Raw genomic sequence first — 16,202 nt, 5'->3', positions numbered from 1 at the left:
CAAACAGCTTTGCGTCAATCATATTATTAAAATCATATAAGTCTCTTGCGGCCGCTCTATTAATAAGAGCGTTCGCTTTGGCAGCAAATATCTCCATTTTTCATATTTTTTAAGTTTGATGGTACAATAAGTTGCCAAGTTGAAACATACTCACCACCCGTAACATCTTTCGTCAAATATCGCTTACTCTTCTGTATCTTAGTTTTGCATAATTCAAAAAATGTTTCAGACAATCCGTGTTTATCAGGAGGTAAGCTCAATAAATATCCCACCTTTTGATATAAGAACTGATTATTATATTGTTCAAGGTATTTCAGAAGTTTTTTTTCCTGAAGACGCCCACTTGCTTCAACATTGGAAAGAACCTCTTCAATTCCGGCAATCTTATCCATATCCTTGATACTATCAAGTACAGTGCGTTCTTTATCAGTAACAACAATACCACCAGAATACTCTTGTTCTTGAACCCCACATTCTATAGATGGGTAAATATGATGATATCGGTAGCCTTCAAACTCAAAATCTGAGAATGATTTGGTGGATGTCACATATACATCATAAAACACTTGATCCATAATACCGTAGTATTCCATAGCTGAATGATGAGAAATGTAAGCCCCTTCATTAATACTACATCCGATTTGGAATTTATTGGCAACGACACCGCCATTCTCACCGTTCACACAGGTGTACATGTCGTTACGAATTTTCTTAATCATTCCTGCATTAAGTAATCGCCTTACTGCAGAGCGAGCACTGCCAATGTTATCATAATATTTATTAACATCTGCAATTGAAAAAACAGGCATATTTACTAATTTAAAATATAAATTCATTGTTTAAAAACCTCGCAAAATAAGTTATATCCGCCTTATTCTGACAATATTTTAAACCCATATAAAAAATGTTGCAAGTTTATACTTGCTATAACTTAAGTCATATTTGACTTATTTTGAGAGAAATATAAACTAAATTGTTGCCAGATGTAAAATCGTTTTCTCCAACAAACTTGAAATATATGCGATACTTCTACGAAATGTATCCATCTGTCCAGAATCGTCAACAAGTCGGGGACGATTTTAACGAAATCACAAATCATCCCCAAGTTGGGGACGATTCTATGAGATTAATATTTAATATCCCTTGGGGCCATAACAAAATTATAATTGATAAATGTAAAGGGGATGTAATAAAAGCGCTCTTTTATGTGCGAAGAACTATTGAGAATAACTGGTCCAGAGATGTACTATTAAACTTCTTGGACACTAATTTATATAAGCGTGAGGGAAAAGCAATCACTAACTTTATGTCACCACTGGTGACGCAAACCATCAAAAAAACTATAGTTTAATTATATAAAAATAACACTGTCAGATTAACTGTTTTTCAAGTTAAACTGACAGTATGTTTAAATCTTTTTGTTTAGATGTTAAACTGAATAATACTATTGAGAGGATGATAGAATGGCTTTTATTGGAATATTATTAGTAACCATATTGATGATTGCAGCCTTCTTGGCTGTTGTAGGTTTTGTACTTTTTCTTATAGCAATAGGTGTGACAGCTATTATTAGCAGCACTATTCTAGCAAACACAGGTAAAACTCTTAGTGAATCAAAAAGAAAGAAAACGATTGTTATCGTTTTACTTATTGCTGCAGCGTTAGCTTTAGTGCCATCGGGCTTTTTAATATATAAATTTGTAGCTGTATTTTTATTATAAAATCTTACTAAAAGCCTGTTCTATACGCTGAGGTGTTGTCTACATGCATACTTCTCATTTTTAAGCTCAGAATCAAGATAGTCAAAGCTTGTCGGTGTTACCTTTATAAGATTCATAGGTTCAGGCAATTTTCTCATGGCAGCCTCTGGAATTTTTCTATACTCCATAACCTTGAGATATTCATCTGTAAATGGTTCTACCGCTTCCTCTTTACCTTGTATTTGAAGGCTCTTTAGCTTACTGAAACCTGAGTATGGTTCAAATACAGCAAGACTCACATTCTTGTTATCTTTGAGGCATTTGAACTTCAATCCCCCCTCTGAAAAAAGATAGAGCTTGTTATCAATGAAGTTATACTCGATAGGAGTGTTTCTTACAAAGCCATCAGCTGAGGCTGTCGCAAGAGCACAAGTATTATGCTCTGATAGAAATAAGCTTATTTTTGCCTTTAATATATCATCTGGCATATGATCTACATTTTTTTCCTTCTCAATCCAGTAATTAGCTGCTTTGTCGTAATCCATTTCCCACATAATTATTTCCCCCTAAATGATTTTATAATATCCGTCCAATTGATATTATATATCATTTTGCAATATTATCGCAACAAAATTGTAATAATATGTAGTAATGATTGGGCTCTCCTTTCCCATTCCTGTAGATGCATATGTACCGGCTTTTACGATAGATTTTAAGTCATCTTCCTCGTGTGATACTTCTGTGATAGATATGCTGCTATTATTAAATCAAACAAAAGATATAACGTTTTATACCAGTTATAGAAAGGAGGCTCAACATGAGAAAGGGAAATTTTAAAGTTAGGGTACTATCAACTGGAATGGCAGTCATAATGATTATGACTTCATTCACACCACTTCTTTCACAGGCAGCTGAGCTTCCTGATGAAGAATATACATATATTGAACAGGCCGCTGAAGAAAACTCCGTCGAAGAGACAACGATTGAATCCTCTGAAGTAACAATAGAGGATCAGCTCCCAGAAGAAACTCCTACATTAGTAGACATATCAGATGATGAAATCTCTCCTGAAACAAGTGAAGCGACCGAGGATGATCTTCTGAATGAGGATGAGGAAACAGAAGAAGAACTGGAAGAAGTCTTAAAGGAAGAGGATGACGAAGAAGATGAACTTCCACCAAGACATGAAAGAATTTTTGGAGAGGTAAACGGAGTATATAGAGAGTTCATCATTGAAAGTCAGGATACAGACCTTGAAACTCCTTGGAAGGATGAAAACGGAAACGAGTATACTTGGGATTATGGCAGTCTTTGTTGGAGGGATGCTCAAGGCCATCTATTTATGGTGGATATGAGTTACGTGGATCCATATTATGGTGAAATGTGCTATGGTGATTCGACCGATGACATGGTTAATACCAGTAAAAAACTAGCACAAAGCTCCATGAATTCTATGATTGATATTCTTTGCAAACAGTGTCCTGAACTTGCCCTCCTTGCAGGTCCATTAAAGGCAATAGTTGGAGAAATTTTTGGATTAGGTGGTTCTAAGGATTCTAATAAAATAATTGTTGATAAATTAAAAGAAATTGATGATGAGCTTAAGCGCATAGAATCTGATCAAAGATATCATGTAGAAGATGTAGCGGCTATGACTGCTATAGGCGAAAGATTCCAAAATTTGAAAGATTCAATCCGTCCTTTAAAAGTTAAAATTGGCGACAAGCTAGATGATTATCAAGAAGGGAGAATCACAGAGGAGGAATTCAATAAACAAGTTGCTGCACTATATAATTCTACTGAATACTCAGCCGTTACACTGGCGTTATCCGGAACAACAAATGCATTCTTTGAGGAAACCAATTATACAGTAGACAAAATCTCAATCTTTGATGCAACCTATAATGTTCAGTGTAATCATGCAATGTTTTCTGGTGAAGTAATAGACCGAGTTACTCCTTATCTTATAAGACAGCTTACTACATATCTACAAGCCTACGGTTTAATAAATACGGTTTTGGATTGTTGCGAAGCAACAACAGCAGTTGGCTCTGTAAAAGAAACTCGCAAAACAATGCTGGAAGATACTGGTGGAGTTTTCGATGGCGTAATAAATGCCAACAACCCAGGGGTATTTGGTCAGTATGAAAAGTTCTTTAACAGAAGCAGATACATATTTGTGGATCAAACGTCTGACACAAGCAGACACGTAGCTCTAAAACAAGACATATACGTAATAATGGATTATGAAAAATATAGTAGCAATGGAAAAATGGGATTAAAGGACGCCGTAGCCCAGCAGAAAAACTTCCCATTAAAAGAAGAACAGATGAAGAGATTATATACTTATGCAAATACTAGGAACATAACAATATACAGTCTCCTTCTGGATAATGTTGGATTCAAATTGGACATTGTACCAAACGAATCTTTGAGGAAACGATTTAGTAATGGCATAAGCGGAAAAATTGATGAGAACTTCACTACACATCATTTACATCGCGGAGCTGTCACCATGAAACAACAGTTTAGAAATAGCGACATGGTCTACATGCCATACGGTCCTCAGGATTTCACTTATAAAACCTATTATAGTAGCGGATACTGTGCTCCACCTTATGATTATACAATGCAGGCAGTAAGAATTACCAAAACAGGTGCTGAAAATGAAACTATTAAGCTAGTAGGTACACATGGAACAGGATTCATCAATCCTCATATGTTCTTCTTCCAAAAATAACCTCATAAATCATATTTGATCAATTCCCCTGCTAGAGTGCAGGGGAATTTTTTTGTTCAAGTATAATCTCTCGGGGATATTTGTAAATATTTAAGGAATACAGAACTTTGTGTGCTTTATCTTTATGAAATATTTTGTGCTTCATCATTTGATAATTATGCTAGAATAGCCATCAGTATATGAATAATCAAGGTGAGGAATATGAAGTATTTAAAGCAATTTTTTATTATCCTACTAATCTCCCTTATTGGAGAAATATTGAAAGCAACAATATCATTGCCTATCCCTGCAAGTATATATGGAATGGTGATTTTATTTGTGTGTCTGCTTACAGGTGTTATTAAGCTTGAGCAGGTAAAGGATGCTGGAAAGTTTTTAATAGAAATAATGCCTGTTATGTTTATACCAGCTGGAGTTGGCTTGATGGTTTCTTGGGGCGACTTAAAGCCTATTCTTATGCAGGTTAGCGTTATTACTGTTGTAACTGTATTTACTGTTATGATTTCGACCGGGCTAATCTCTCAATGGATTATAAGACGCAACAAGGAGGCAAAGTAATGGAGCAGTTTTTTAGTGAATCAGCCTATAGTGCAGTAGCCGTAAGCTTAGTATCATACGGATTAGGAAATTGGCTTAAAAGAAGATTTAAGCTTGGATTATTCAATCCATTGCTTATTTCAATAGTATGCACAATTTTATTTTTAGTAGTAGCTGGCATAGATTATGAAACATATAAATCAGGCTCTAGCCTTTTAACTTGGCTTTTGACACCAGCCACTGTTAGCCTGGCAATTCCTTTATATGAGGAATATGAACTTTTGAAAGCAAATGCTAAAGCAGTTATTATTGGTATTATTTGTGGAGTCATCACCAGCCTTGGAACAGTTCTTTTGTTGTCAAAGCTTATGGGCTTGACTCATCAGCAGTATGTTACATTGCTTCCAAAGTCAATCACCACCGCAATTGGTATGGGCGTTTCTGAGGAATTAGGAGGATATGTGACAATAACTGTCGCTGTAATCGTAATCACAGGTGTTATTGGAAATATTATTGGTGAATGGATTTGCAAGGTATTCAGAATACACGAGCCTATCGCAAAGGGACTGGCTTTTGGAACAGCTACACATGCCATCGGAACAGCAAAGGCAATGGAAATTGGAGAAATCGAAGGTGCTATGAGTAGCCTTTCTATTGCAGTTGCGGGTATATTTACAGTCGCATTAGCTTCAGTATTTGCCAATTTCATGTAAGGCGCATCGCCTTCACTCCTGTCTTGTCTTTTAAATTACTTTTTATATAGAATAAGCCCAGCTGCTATCACAGCTGGGCTTACATCCTTCAACGCTTTTCTAGTTTTATAAGAACTATAGAAAGTCTTCTATTATCTAATCCAAATTACAATTCAAACTCCACATGAGTTGTTGTATCTACAAATGGTACCACTACATCTTTCGTAGCTTCCAATCTTAATTCATTTTGCTTGTAAGATTTAACAGCATCTTCGTCATCAAACACAGCTTCCATTACCACATCGCCGTTAGATGAACTAAAGCAATCTGTGTGAACCTCAATGCTCTGAAGACCAGGTATTTGGCCATTTAAAGCTTCTAATCTGCTCTTCATATTTTCTTTAATAGTTACAAGATTTGGACCAAAGCACTTATCCTGCAGCGTCCATATTATGATGTGTTTTACCATTTAATACAATTCTCCGATTTCTTTATTGGGTTTAATTTTAGCACTTGTCGGATTATTCTTCAAATGATAGCACATCGTCTTATTTCAATCAAAATTTTTATCGCTCAAATAGCTTTAACATTTTCATTTTTATTCCAGATTGCTCTTCATATGGGTGCTCTCTTAATGACAGATTGAACTTTGTTTTGCCATATAGCACAGTTGAAGGATGAGTAAACTCACTAAATCCCCAATGTCCATGATAGGCACCCATGCCCGAATGTCCCACTCCATTAAAAGGTACACCTTTCACCATCAAGTGGATGCATACTTCATTTAAACATCCACCTCCATATTGCATAGTTTGAAAAATATGTTTAGCCCATCTTTTGTTATTGGTGAAAACATATAGTGCCAAACCATGTTCTCTGTTAGATATTTCCTCAATCACTTTGTCGATTTCGTTATCCTTAAAAGGAATGATTGGAAGTAGTGGATTAAATAGTTCATGATTTGCTATCCGTTCCTTTATATCTACCGGAAAGATAATAGTAGGCTCAAATTTTCTAGAATCCCGATCCCCTTTTCCTCCATATCGTATTCGATCTCTATATTCCTCAGCTTCAGCAACACATTTGTCATATGCCTCTGCCGTAATCAGTTTCGGATATTCTGGATTATTTATAGAATTGTCACTTAGACTCCTATCGAAGGCTTTTTTTAACTCCTCTATAAAATCCTCCGCTATTTCACTTGCTACCGCAACCTGATTTATATTAATGCAAATCTGTCCGCTGTTTAAGGCTTTGAAAAAAGCTATCTTTCTTGCTGCATCTTTTATGTCAGCATCTTTTCTTACAATACACCAATTTCCATTTTCACCACCCAATTCCAAGGCTACTGGTGTCAAATTCTTTGCCGCCATTTCCATTACATGTACTGCCACTTTAGGAGACCCAGTATAAAAGATTTTGTCAAATCGCTCTTCTAAGCAATAGTCTGCCACATCATGCCCACCATCAACGACAGTAATATACTCTGCTGGAAACGTTTCACTGATCATTTTTTTCAACAGGCTAGTGCAACTTTTACTTTTTGAACTAGCTTTTATTACTGCGGTATTTCCCCCAGCAATAGCTGGAATCAGGACACCTATAGATAATAGAAATGGAAAATTAAAAGGGCTAATTATCAACGTGGTGCCATATGGCATTTTATATACTTTTGTAATAAGACTTGGAAAACATGCTAGACCACTAAAGTGTGTTTCTGGCCTTCCCCATTTTTTCAGTCCTGATATGGTCTCATTTATTTCTAATATTATGCTCCCAATATCACAAAAATAAGCTTCAACAAAATGACGGCCTAAATCCTGGGCTAACGCTTCTTCCATTTCCTTCTCATTGTTAATCACCATGGATTTTAATTTTTTCAAGGCCTCGATGCGAAAACTCATATCTAATGTTTTGTTTGTCTTAAAAAAATTTCGTTGTTCTTCAACGATTGATTTTATTTTCTCTTGTGTCATAGACCCATCGAACACTCCTTTAAATCTAATGCTGATTTCTATGCTTTTATTGAATTTTACTATTTTCAAATACTTTTTTGGAAGATATGAATTCTTCCATTCCATATGCACAAAGAATTACCTCTATATCATAATCTGGAAAACAAGATACAAATTTATTATACGCCCTTACACATTGTTTGGTTGACTCACCTGGCGCATCTGCTAATGTGCCACCAAAGATACCTGCACTTATTAATGGAAACGATATGCTGTGTAGTTCATTTTTCTTTAATAGAAGCAATGAATTATAATACGCCTCATATAATTCTGCAAAAGCCTTTGGCGTACTTCCAAAATTCGGTCCAACAGCATGAATTATATAATTACAATTTTCTATATTAAATGACGGAGTAATGACTGCTTCCCCATCCCTTAATGGAAGATTACATTTATTACATGCTTCCGTAAGTTCTCTAACTCCTGCCTTATTAAATATGACTCCACATATACCCCCACCTGCTGCTAAATACTTATTAGCAGCATTCACAATAGCATCCACTTTCTGTTCTGCACAAGATTCATTTATCAATTTTAATGTGCTCATTTTCCCTACCTCTTTTTCTAGAAATACTCTTTTTTACACTTTATCATTGTCCGAATATTCTATCGATTGTTTTGATACCCGCCATTTTTCTGTATTTTCGTAACCCAATTCTTGCATCATCTATTTTTGCAAGAAATACTCCTTGCATTTATACATACAAATGCTATTTATGTGTATACTATTCCTTATGTTTTATTATATTATTCTGATTATGCCTTTTCTAATTATTTTTCAATAAATGACAAAAAAATGGCCGCTTCCAGCGGCCAAAGGGAGAATGATATATGAAAAAGTTTTGTTTATCGCTTCCTGCGATGGTGATATATTATTCCCCTTTAATGTTTTTCAAATGACTGTTATGTGAAGGTTATCTGAACATTATTCTGAAAAAATATCTCTTTCCAAATCTGCTCTAGCCATGGTTATATATCCATATTCACCATCTTTCACTTCGATGGTATTTCCAAAATCTTTCTTAACAGTATACTTCTTTTGATTGTATCTATTCTTTACAATTGTTCCCTCTAACCATTTATCATATGTAGTGCCGGCATGAGTATCCTCTTTCTTTATGTCGAAAATGGACAATTGATTTTGATCAATTGTTTCCTTTTTCTTTTCAGTCTTTTTCCTTGGTCTAAGCCTATCTGTTTCATCAACACCTTTGTTTTCATAATCATATGTAAGTGTTACTATCCTATCATCAACCTGAAGCTTAATTAATCCTTCATCAAATGAGCTTTTCGTTATTCTAGCTCCAGTATAATAATCCTCATAATACTTTCTAATAGCATCATAGGCTTCTTTTTTCGCAATGAAATCCTCTTTAGTTCCACCACCCTCTAGCATCTCGAAGCTTTCTACAACATTTCCCTTACTATCGCAATAAAGAAAAATAGACCTTGTTTTTGTCTGTAGCTTTATGGACGGTTCTTCTTCCCCTAAATTGTCCTCTATAACCTCATAAATCTCTGGTAGAGAACTCATATAATTAGCTAATTTCATTCTTTTGGCCGATGCACCTATCATATTCATCCTCCATCCCATTTTATTTATAATTATCCTCTTTTTTTAGTATAACACAGCATCACAAATTATTATCATTTTGTCAGTAAAAACTTATTCTTTGAGCTTTTCATACTACAACATTATAATATATGTGTGGTAAAGTTCACGAAATATACATAATGCTTTGACTTTTTCTACTTCTCCTGCTTTAATTTGAATAGTTTGTACTATTAAAAAATCAAGGAGTCCAACAGTGTCATTGCCAGATAAAATTGTTATTCCAACTGAATACTCAGGTTTAAACGAAATTAAAGGAATATCCATTTCTTCAGGATTAACTTTTTGTGGCAGCTGGAAGGCCTTCGATAAGTTTTTGTCATCTTTTTATATTGATATTCCATATAAAGCATCTGAATTAGAAAATTCTTTTAAAAATAGAGACTTCAACTTGTTCACAACCAAAGTCCATGCATTGAAAACAAGCGCTAAGATAATTGGTGCAAATACCCTTTCTGATGAAGCAGCTTTATTAGAACGAGCTGGTGAATCAAACAACTTATGTTTTATAGAAGACAATATTGATGATTTTTTATCACATCTTCGAAGCTACGAGCAAAAGTTATCAAAATATATGTATGATAAAAACAATTCAAAAAAGGATTCTATATCCCCTGATGAGCTTGTTGAAGCCCGTATTGCTCTACTAGAAATCTCTTCTGCAATGGATTATGATGGTCTTGAGCTTATTATTGAAACCTTAAATGAATACAAACTTTCTGCTCATCAACAAGAAATCGTCAATAATATTTCTTACTATTTACGCAAATTTGATTGGCAAAAAGTTTCTATTTTAATTAACGAACTATAATTTCTTTCGTGTTTTTATTACGCTTTTCTTGATTTTGCTGGGTTCTTCAATATTTACACTATTTGTAGACTTTACACTTTTTACACTAATTAATTTCTTGATAGTTTTTAGATTCTTTACAGCATAAAACCCATAAATAGGTGTAATCGTTTTTATATCGATTATATTATTTATGCATCTTATATCGTTCCAACTTGTAATCGTTATTATTAATATATTGCATATAATATATTTTATACCTATTATATCTCTTAAGCGCGTAATATCGATAACGCCTGTAGTAGTAATAAAGGTTATTATATTCGTTGTAAGCATTATAGGTTTAGTAGGTATATTGTGTATTTAGATAATAAATAAAATAATAATAATTAAGAGTATATTAAAAATAGTAGAAAGAATAGAAGGAATGTAAATTAAATAAATAAAACGTAAAGTGGATTTAAAGGACATTAAAATAATAAAAATTATAAAGGATATAGTAGAAATCATTGTATTAAATGATTTAATAATAATTAGAATTATTAATTGAATTAGAGGTTTTATTATTGTTAAAATTATGATAGAATTGATTGTAATAAAGAAATTAGAGCAAGACTGGGAGGCATAATGAAATCATTAGCAATATGCATTGGTAAAGGTGGCCAATGGAAAACTACTACTACATGTAACTTAGCTTATCTGTTAAATGAAAAAGGATATAAAACTTTAGTAATCGATTGCGATCCTCAGTGCAACAGTTCTCTTCTCTACGGAGCAAAAGTTGAGAACGAAGCAACATTATACGATTGTTGGATTGAAGTAAGACGTCCAATGAGTCCGATGGAATGTATTCAACACACTGAAAAAGGCGATATTATAGCCGGAGACTCATTAATATCCGAAATCACTTCGAAGATTTATGATTCAACTATCAAATTGAACGACTTTAAAACAAAAGTTTTAAACCAAATTGAAGGCTATGATTATATATTAGTTGATTGTCCACCAGATTTGACAGGTTTTATAAATAGATCAGTTATAGCATCTGTTGACGAGATATTAGTAACTTTAAAAGGCGATATGCTGGCTGTAAAGGGTCTTGCAGACATATACCAAGTAATACTACGTGTAAAAGAAGAAATTAACCCAAATCTAACTATTAACGGAATGGTAATGATACACTACCAAGGTTCCACAAATAACGGTAAAAATGCATTAAATAACGCTGAAAGAATCGCTGCACAGCTTGGCACAAGGCTTTATGATACAAAAATCAGAGGATGTGCTAAAGGTCAAGAAGCCATCGATAAATGCGATTTTGTTGTGCGATATTCGCCATATTGTAATAGTGCATTAGATTACAAGAAACTAGTTGAAGAATTTATCAACTACGAAAAACAGTAGAGAAAGGGAATAAGTTATGGCAAAAGGACATAGTGGAAATGCATTTTCGACAGATTTTACAGGCTTATTTGCTGGACTTCCGTCAGAAGAAAAGCCAAGCAAAGAGAATGATGTAGAAAATAAAATGGCGCCAACTCCTAAAATAACTAATAAACCGTCTGCGGCTAAAACAAAACCAGTTGAAACAAAAGCTTCTGGTAAACCAATAGAAACAACTCCAAAAGAAGCTAAGAAAGAAATATCAAAGCCTCAGGCTAAAGTTGAAACTCCAGTTGCATTAAAAAATCCCAAAAGTATTGTAGCTGCCGCAAATGATGAAGTATACATGAATATTTTTATGGTAACTCAGGAAGAGCGAGATTACTTAAAATTCAGATCCACAGAACTAGACATGTCTACATCTGATTTCTTTGTATCATTAATCCAGGCAGATACAGAAGATATTAAAGCCAAAAAAATAGATTTATCAGATGAAAAACATGCAGAATTTAAAGGTTTATCATTATCTGTAAACACAAGTATTAAAGTAAAAACAGATATCAAACAGCAAATAAAAAAGAATTCAATTAGACATAGATTATCAGTACAAAGATATTGTGCATATATAATACATCAGGCAATATTAAATGATGATGAATGGTATTAAATTATGAGAGAACTCTACAATGGGTTCTCTTTTTCTTTCTGGAAAGAATAATAAAAGTAAAAAAGAGTATATAAAGTAAAAGAGGTATCAAGCAAAGCCTTATTTTATAGGGATTTCAAGGAATATGACGAGTTAGGAATATGAGTATTTTGAGTTGTAAATATGAGTAAATGCGCCTTTCATATTAGTAATCGAGTCGACAATATTAGTTGTGAGTCGCAAATATGAGTAAATGAGTTGACATAGTATAAATAACACAAATGACAATACTGTGTTACAAATATGAGTGGTTGAAATATAGTAAATAGGGGATTTAATATGTAGTTCATATAATTGAGTTGGGAATATGAGTGATTGAGTTAAAGAAGAAAAAACGACTCAGATGCGAAAGGTGTGTTAATAATATGAGTGCATCAATGCAATAAACAGGCTTACTATCAGAATATGAGTCGCAAATATGAGTAAATGAGTCAATATATTAATACTAACTCACATTCTCCACTGTGTCAGAAATATGAGTTAAATGAAATTACTAGAAAACGTCTGTCATATACATGAAAATCATAAATGAAAATTAGAATATGATTGAGTCGAAGATATGAGTGCTGAGTTTAAAAAAGAGTGTCAGCACAAAAAAGCAGACACGTTTTTCTTGTAAATAGTTCTTTCTTAATATAAAATTATGTACAGTATTAAGGGAGACAGAATAATGGGAATCATTACAAGGGTAAACGCAAACAATTGGTACCAAAAATATGATACTGATTCTGAGAGATTTATCGGTGAGCCAATAAGACCTTATGAAGTCGAGGAAAATTTTGGTTTGGTTGCATCATCAAATACAGAATCTGAAACAAGCATAATAGCACAAGGATCAAGTATAGTTGATCAGATTGAGCATCAAACAATTCTGACTGAGGACGGACGAACCATCGATTTGGATCAGAAGCATTTTAATATTGTTGATGAGAATGGTCGAATTGAATTTGATGCTGATGGCTTAGTTATTGCATCAATTGCAAAAGAAAAGCTTACCTATGGAAATTTCATTCGTACATATAGAGAATCTTCCCGAGAGGCAATGTTCCTATTATTAGCCCTACAGTCAAATGCAACTCCTTTAAAAAGAGGTGGTATTGATATTGCCTACATGACAGATATTCTTGTGGATCACATGATTGTCCAATTTTCTGAGGAGGCGAATACTTTATGGGAGGCACTGTCGGCCCTACAATCATCTAAACCTGAGGATTCATACTTCAGATTAACGGCAGATGATTTAAAACCCTACACTAATTATAAGTCTGATGAAGCATTATACAATGCCTTTAAAAAAGGTGCAGAAGAGCTAAAGAAAACAAATTTAGAGTTTGATATTCCAGATCCAGATCGAGATGGACATAACATAATGATTCACTGGAATGATGGTGCAGAATGGGTAGGAAACAACAAGCGTACCGGCGAGAAAGCACATTTCGATGTATACACAAATGATTTCTACCGAGTTCTTATGTCATCATCAGGGATCCTTCATGGAACACATTGGAATAGAAAGATATCTCGCTCCTTAAAGGGATATGCTAGAGCATTGTACATGTTCTGTGCGCGTAACAAAGGATATACCAAGTATAAAGGTGCAATCCCAGGCGTGAAAGAGCTCTCAGTTGAGGAAGCTAGGTATGAATTAAAAGTTGACGCAAACACTGAAGCACGAGGAATTTGGAGAAGGCTAAAGGAAGCTCAAGAAAAAGTAAACAATCTTCCAGATAGTGAGTTTTCAGTTAATGTAAAAAGAGTTCCGGAAACAGGAAAGATACAGGGTTTCAGGTTCGAAATCAAAGAGAATAGATTCATTGATGTTAAAGCGCGTGTGATAGATGAAGATAATCTTATTGAGTCTCAATCTATTAGTGAAAATATAGATAAGGAGCTATATTCGGAAATCAAAATGCTTTGTGCTATTTCCAAACTAGATTTCAATGATAACGAAATATCTAGAATTACGGCGTGTGCAAAGAGAAACAATAAAGATGGTCAATACATGATGCAGGTGTTCAGTTCATATAAACAACGATTAGACAATGAATCATTAGATCCAATCGAAGATAGCATAGGCTATATATGCAGGATTATAGAACAAGGAACATCCGTAAAGGTTTCAAGTAAAGCTGAAAAAAATTCATTTAACAATTTCCAGCAGAGACAATACACTGCAGAGCAGCTAAATGATATTATGTTTAATAAGAAAAATTAAAAATGCAGGATTTCTTGCATATAAAATCAAGGAATGAGGCATAGATATAGAAATTAAAGAGGGCTTATATCAAGCCCTCTTTAAATATTTTCATCATTTCATTTGTCAGACTATAGTCTTGTGGTTGTAATTCAATCTCATTACGAGGTACCCATTGTGCATATTTTAGTTCGCTTTCATCCATCGTTATAGTGTCATCACCATCCACATCGCAAAAGAACCCAAGAAGTATATCGCTAGCGACACCCCAAGGTTGAGATTTATAATAACGAAGGTTCTTAACTTTAAGCCCCGTCTCTTCTTGAACTTCTCTAATAACGGTTTCCTCGACAGTTTCTCCAATTTCAGTAAATCCTGCAACGAGAGCGTTATGAGCAAATCCTTTCCTATATTTAGTAAGTAAAAGTTTTTCTCCATTAGTTACGCCTACTATTACTGCAGGATTAATTCGTGGATATATTGTATTAGAACAAACTGGGCAAACTCTTGCTCGTTCTGTTTTTGAATATTCATTAGGAGTACCGCATTTTCCGCAGAATTTTGTATTCTCATACCAACGAGCAAGCTGGATGGCAGTGAAGATTGCAAACACATAATATTTAGGAGATAGAGTAGAATTGCGTAGTTTGACAATATCGTAAAAAGAATATCCATCTGAAAAAATAATATTATTAGGTTCTAATGCATCTGTTGAAAGGAAAAAGTCTTCATTATCAATAGAGAATAAATAAGTAAGATTTAAATTATTTCTAAAATCCTTTACTTTTGGAAACTTTATTTGTGATTCAGATGATTCCAGCTTAACCAAAAAGCTATCGTTTTTGTAAACAAGAACGATGCTATCAGCATATGGTTGTAACGAAGGTTGAAAAGAATTGTTTAGTTGTTTAGGGAAGATATCTTGAATCATAAATTCTCCTTATTGAAAAAGAGATGCATTATTAAAATAAATGCATCTCTTAAAGCTTATTTAGTCTATTTCTTAATTAAAGCGCCACTGAACCGGTTTTGTCTCCGTTGGCTACATAATAAACTCTGTGCTCATCAGGTTTAATGTAGATATTGATATCTGTAATTTCAATATTCTTATAATCCTTCTTGCACTGAGCTTGAGCTTTTGATAAGCATTCTGCTTCAGAGAACTCAAGGTTCTGATACTGAATAGTTGCAGAAAATTTAGGTTTACTTGTGTTTGATTTGCTATTTGTCATAATTCAGTCCTCCCCTCCATATAAATGAAAGTTGAAATATAATTTCTGATACAAATGGTATTATACCTATTTATTAAACAAAATGCAAAAAATGGTTATTATGATTGTATATGAGTATGAATTGTGTACTAAAGAACAGATTCTTCCGTATAGATTAAGAAAGCTTTCAAATACTAAAGGGTGTAAAATGACGAGTTTTTACATAATAGAAATGCTATATAGCAATTGAGTATAAAATTAGCTCAATTCGAACAAAATGGAATTATAAGGTGAATAGATTTACTTCAAGAAATTTGAAAAAAAGTGTTTACAAGAGCTGAATGAGATGATATTATAATCGAGCGCTGAGGGACAGCAAGTCACAAAGCAAAACGAAGATTGATAACTGAACAGTGAAACAAACCTTGAATTAATACAAGTTTTAAAACATGTATCCTTGAAATTCATTTAGTTTCTAGACGAAACAATACAAACCTTTATTAGTAAACAAGTCAGTTTTATACTGATTCGGAATTAAACTTTTAACATGAGAGTTTGATCCTGGCTCAGGATGAACGCTGGCGGCGTGCTTAACACATGCAAGTCGAACGAAGCAATTTTC

At 33.9% G+C, this 16,202-nt stretch carries 17 protein-coding genes and 1 rRNA gene; 10 read left to right on the top strand and 8 right to left on the bottom strand.

Annotated features, from left to right (window positions below):
* Positions 1 to 59: 59 nt before the first annotated feature.
* The gene (locus BLR54_RS14220; RefSeq protein WP_090422226.1) at positions 60 to 836 is read right to left on the bottom strand and encodes a type IV toxin-antitoxin system AbiEi family antitoxin domain-containing protein; all 777 of its coding nucleotides are present in this window, start codon (positions 834 to 836) and stop codon (positions 60 to 62) included.
* A 137-nt stretch (positions 837 to 973) separates the two neighbouring features.
* Between BLR54_RS14220 and BLR54_RS15280 the strand changes: the two genes are divergently transcribed.
* Together BLR54_RS15280 and BLR54_RS14210 are read left to right on the top strand one after the other, a co-directional pair.
* Positions 974 to 1,351, top strand: a complete 378-nt coding sequence (locus tag BLR54_RS15280; protein ID WP_334292240.1) for a DUF1016 N-terminal domain-containing protein — start codon at positions 974 to 976, stop codon at positions 1,349 to 1,351.
* A 112-nt stretch (positions 1,352 to 1,463) separates the two neighbouring features.
* On the top strand, positions 1,464 to 1,721 hold the full coding sequence (locus BLR54_RS14210; protein WP_090422224.1) for a hypothetical protein: 258 nt from the start codon (positions 1,464 to 1,466) through the stop codon (positions 1,719 to 1,721).
* Between the two features lie 20 nt (positions 1,722 to 1,741).
* On the opposite strand, the gene BLR54_RS14205 is transcribed toward BLR54_RS14210, so the two are convergent.
* The gene (locus BLR54_RS14205; RefSeq protein ID WP_090422222.1) at positions 1,742 to 2,254 is read right to left on the bottom strand and encodes a pyridoxamine 5'-phosphate oxidase family protein; all 513 of its coding nucleotides are present in this window, start codon (positions 2,252 to 2,254) and stop codon (positions 1,742 to 1,744) included.
* 263 nt (positions 2,255 to 2,517) lie between these two features.
* Here BLR54_RS14205 and BLR54_RS14200 point away from each other — a divergent pair, with 263 nt between their 5' ends.
* The 3 genes from BLR54_RS14200 to BLR54_RS14190 all read left to right on the top strand — a co-directional run bounded on the left by BLR54_RS14200 (position 2,518) and on the right by BLR54_RS14190 (position 5,690).
* On the top strand, positions 2,518 to 4,440 hold the full coding sequence (locus BLR54_RS14200) for a hypothetical protein (protein WP_090422220.1): 1,923 nt from the start codon (positions 2,518 to 2,520) through the stop codon (positions 4,438 to 4,440).
* A gap of 201 nt (positions 4,441 to 4,641) precedes the next feature.
* Positions 4,642 to 4,998 carry a CidA/LrgA family protein gene (locus BLR54_RS14195; RefSeq protein ID WP_090422218.1) on the top strand — a complete coding sequence of 119 codons (357 nt, stop codon included), beginning with the start codon at positions 4,642 to 4,644 and terminating at the stop codon, positions 4,996 to 4,998.
* Positions 4,998 to 5,690 carry an LrgB family protein gene (locus BLR54_RS14190; protein ID WP_090422216.1) on the top strand — a complete coding sequence of 231 codons (693 nt, stop codon included), beginning with the start codon at positions 4,998 to 5,000 and terminating at the stop codon, positions 5,688 to 5,690. The genes BLR54_RS14195 and BLR54_RS14190 overlap by 1 nt, the downstream gene beginning before the upstream one ends.
* Before the next feature lie 145 nt (positions 5,691 to 5,835).
* Here the strand turns inward: BLR54_RS14190 and BLR54_RS14185 are convergent, their stop codons facing one another.
* The 4 genes from BLR54_RS14185 to BLR54_RS14170 form a co-directional block, all read right to left on the bottom strand.
* On the bottom strand, positions 5,836 to 6,138 hold the full coding sequence (locus BLR54_RS14185; RefSeq protein ID WP_090422214.1) for a Dabb family protein: 303 nt from the start codon (positions 6,136 to 6,138) through the stop codon (positions 5,836 to 5,838).
* Positions 6,139 to 6,235: 97 nt separating this feature from the next.
* The gene (locus BLR54_RS14180) at positions 6,236 to 7,645 is read right to left on the bottom strand and encodes an aldehyde dehydrogenase family protein (RefSeq protein ID WP_090422262.1); all 1,410 of its coding nucleotides are present in this window, start codon (positions 7,643 to 7,645) and stop codon (positions 6,236 to 6,238) included.
* 46 nt (positions 7,646 to 7,691) lie between these two features.
* Positions 7,692 to 8,231, bottom strand: a complete 540-nt coding sequence (locus tag BLR54_RS14175) for a macro domain-containing protein (protein WP_090422212.1) — start codon at positions 8,229 to 8,231, stop codon at positions 7,692 to 7,694.
* Positions 8,232 to 8,609: 378 nt separating this feature from the next.
* Positions 8,610 to 9,260, bottom strand: coding sequence for a hypothetical protein (locus BLR54_RS14170; protein WP_090422210.1), 651 nt, complete (start codon positions 9,258 to 9,260; stop codon positions 8,610 to 8,612).
* Positions 9,261 to 9,498: 238 nt separating this feature from the next.
* On the opposite strand from BLR54_RS14170, the gene BLR54_RS14165 reads away from it, so the two are divergent.
* The 4 genes from BLR54_RS14165 (at position 9,499) to BLR54_RS14150 (ending at position 14,390) form a co-directional block, all read left to right on the top strand.
* On the top strand, positions 9,499 to 10,107 hold the full coding sequence (locus BLR54_RS14165) for an Hpt domain-containing protein (RefSeq protein ID WP_143008464.1): 609 nt from the start codon (positions 9,499 to 9,501) through the stop codon (positions 10,105 to 10,107).
* Between the two features lie 606 nt (positions 10,108 to 10,713).
* On the top strand, positions 10,714 to 11,490 hold the full coding sequence (locus tag BLR54_RS14160; protein WP_090422206.1) for a ParA family protein: 777 nt from the start codon (positions 10,714 to 10,716) through the stop codon (positions 11,488 to 11,490).
* 16 nt (positions 11,491 to 11,506) lie between these two features.
* Positions 11,507 to 12,136 (top strand): hypothetical protein, encoded by a 630-nt coding sequence (locus BLR54_RS14155; RefSeq protein WP_090422204.1) that lies wholly within the window; start codon positions 11,507 to 11,509, stop codon positions 12,134 to 12,136.
* A gap of 709 nt (positions 12,137 to 12,845) precedes the next feature.
* On the top strand, positions 12,846 to 14,390 hold the full coding sequence (locus BLR54_RS14150) for a replication initiation protein (protein ID WP_176761967.1): 1,545 nt from the start codon (positions 12,846 to 12,848) through the stop codon (positions 14,388 to 14,390).
* 64 nt (positions 14,391 to 14,454) lie between these two features.
* Here the strand turns inward: BLR54_RS14150 and nudC are convergent, their stop codons facing one another.
* Both nudC and BLR54_RS14140 read right to left on the bottom strand, forming a co-directional pair.
* Positions 14,455 to 15,300 (bottom strand): NAD(+) diphosphatase, encoded by an 846-nt coding sequence (gene nudC, locus BLR54_RS14145; protein ID WP_090422200.1) that lies wholly within the window; start codon positions 15,298 to 15,300, stop codon positions 14,455 to 14,457.
* A gap of 76 nt (positions 15,301 to 15,376) precedes the next feature.
* Complete coding sequence (locus BLR54_RS14140) at positions 15,377 to 15,601, bottom strand: DUF6465 family protein (protein ID WP_090422198.1); 225 nt, start codon at positions 15,599 to 15,601, stop codon at positions 15,377 to 15,379.
* Between the two features lie 522 nt (positions 15,602 to 16,123).
* On the opposite strand from BLR54_RS14140, the gene BLR54_RS14135 reads away from it, so the two are divergent.
* A 16S ribosomal RNA gene (locus BLR54_RS14135) occupies positions 16,124 to 16,202 on the top strand; the annotation flags it as partial.

Origin of the sequence: Pseudobutyrivibrio sp. YE44 (genome assembly GCF_900104335.1) — a bacterium.
Lineage (GTDB): Bacteria > Bacillota > Clostridia > Lachnospirales > Lachnospiraceae > Pseudobutyrivibrio.
This window is presented reverse-complemented; position numbering and strand designations above follow the sequence as displayed.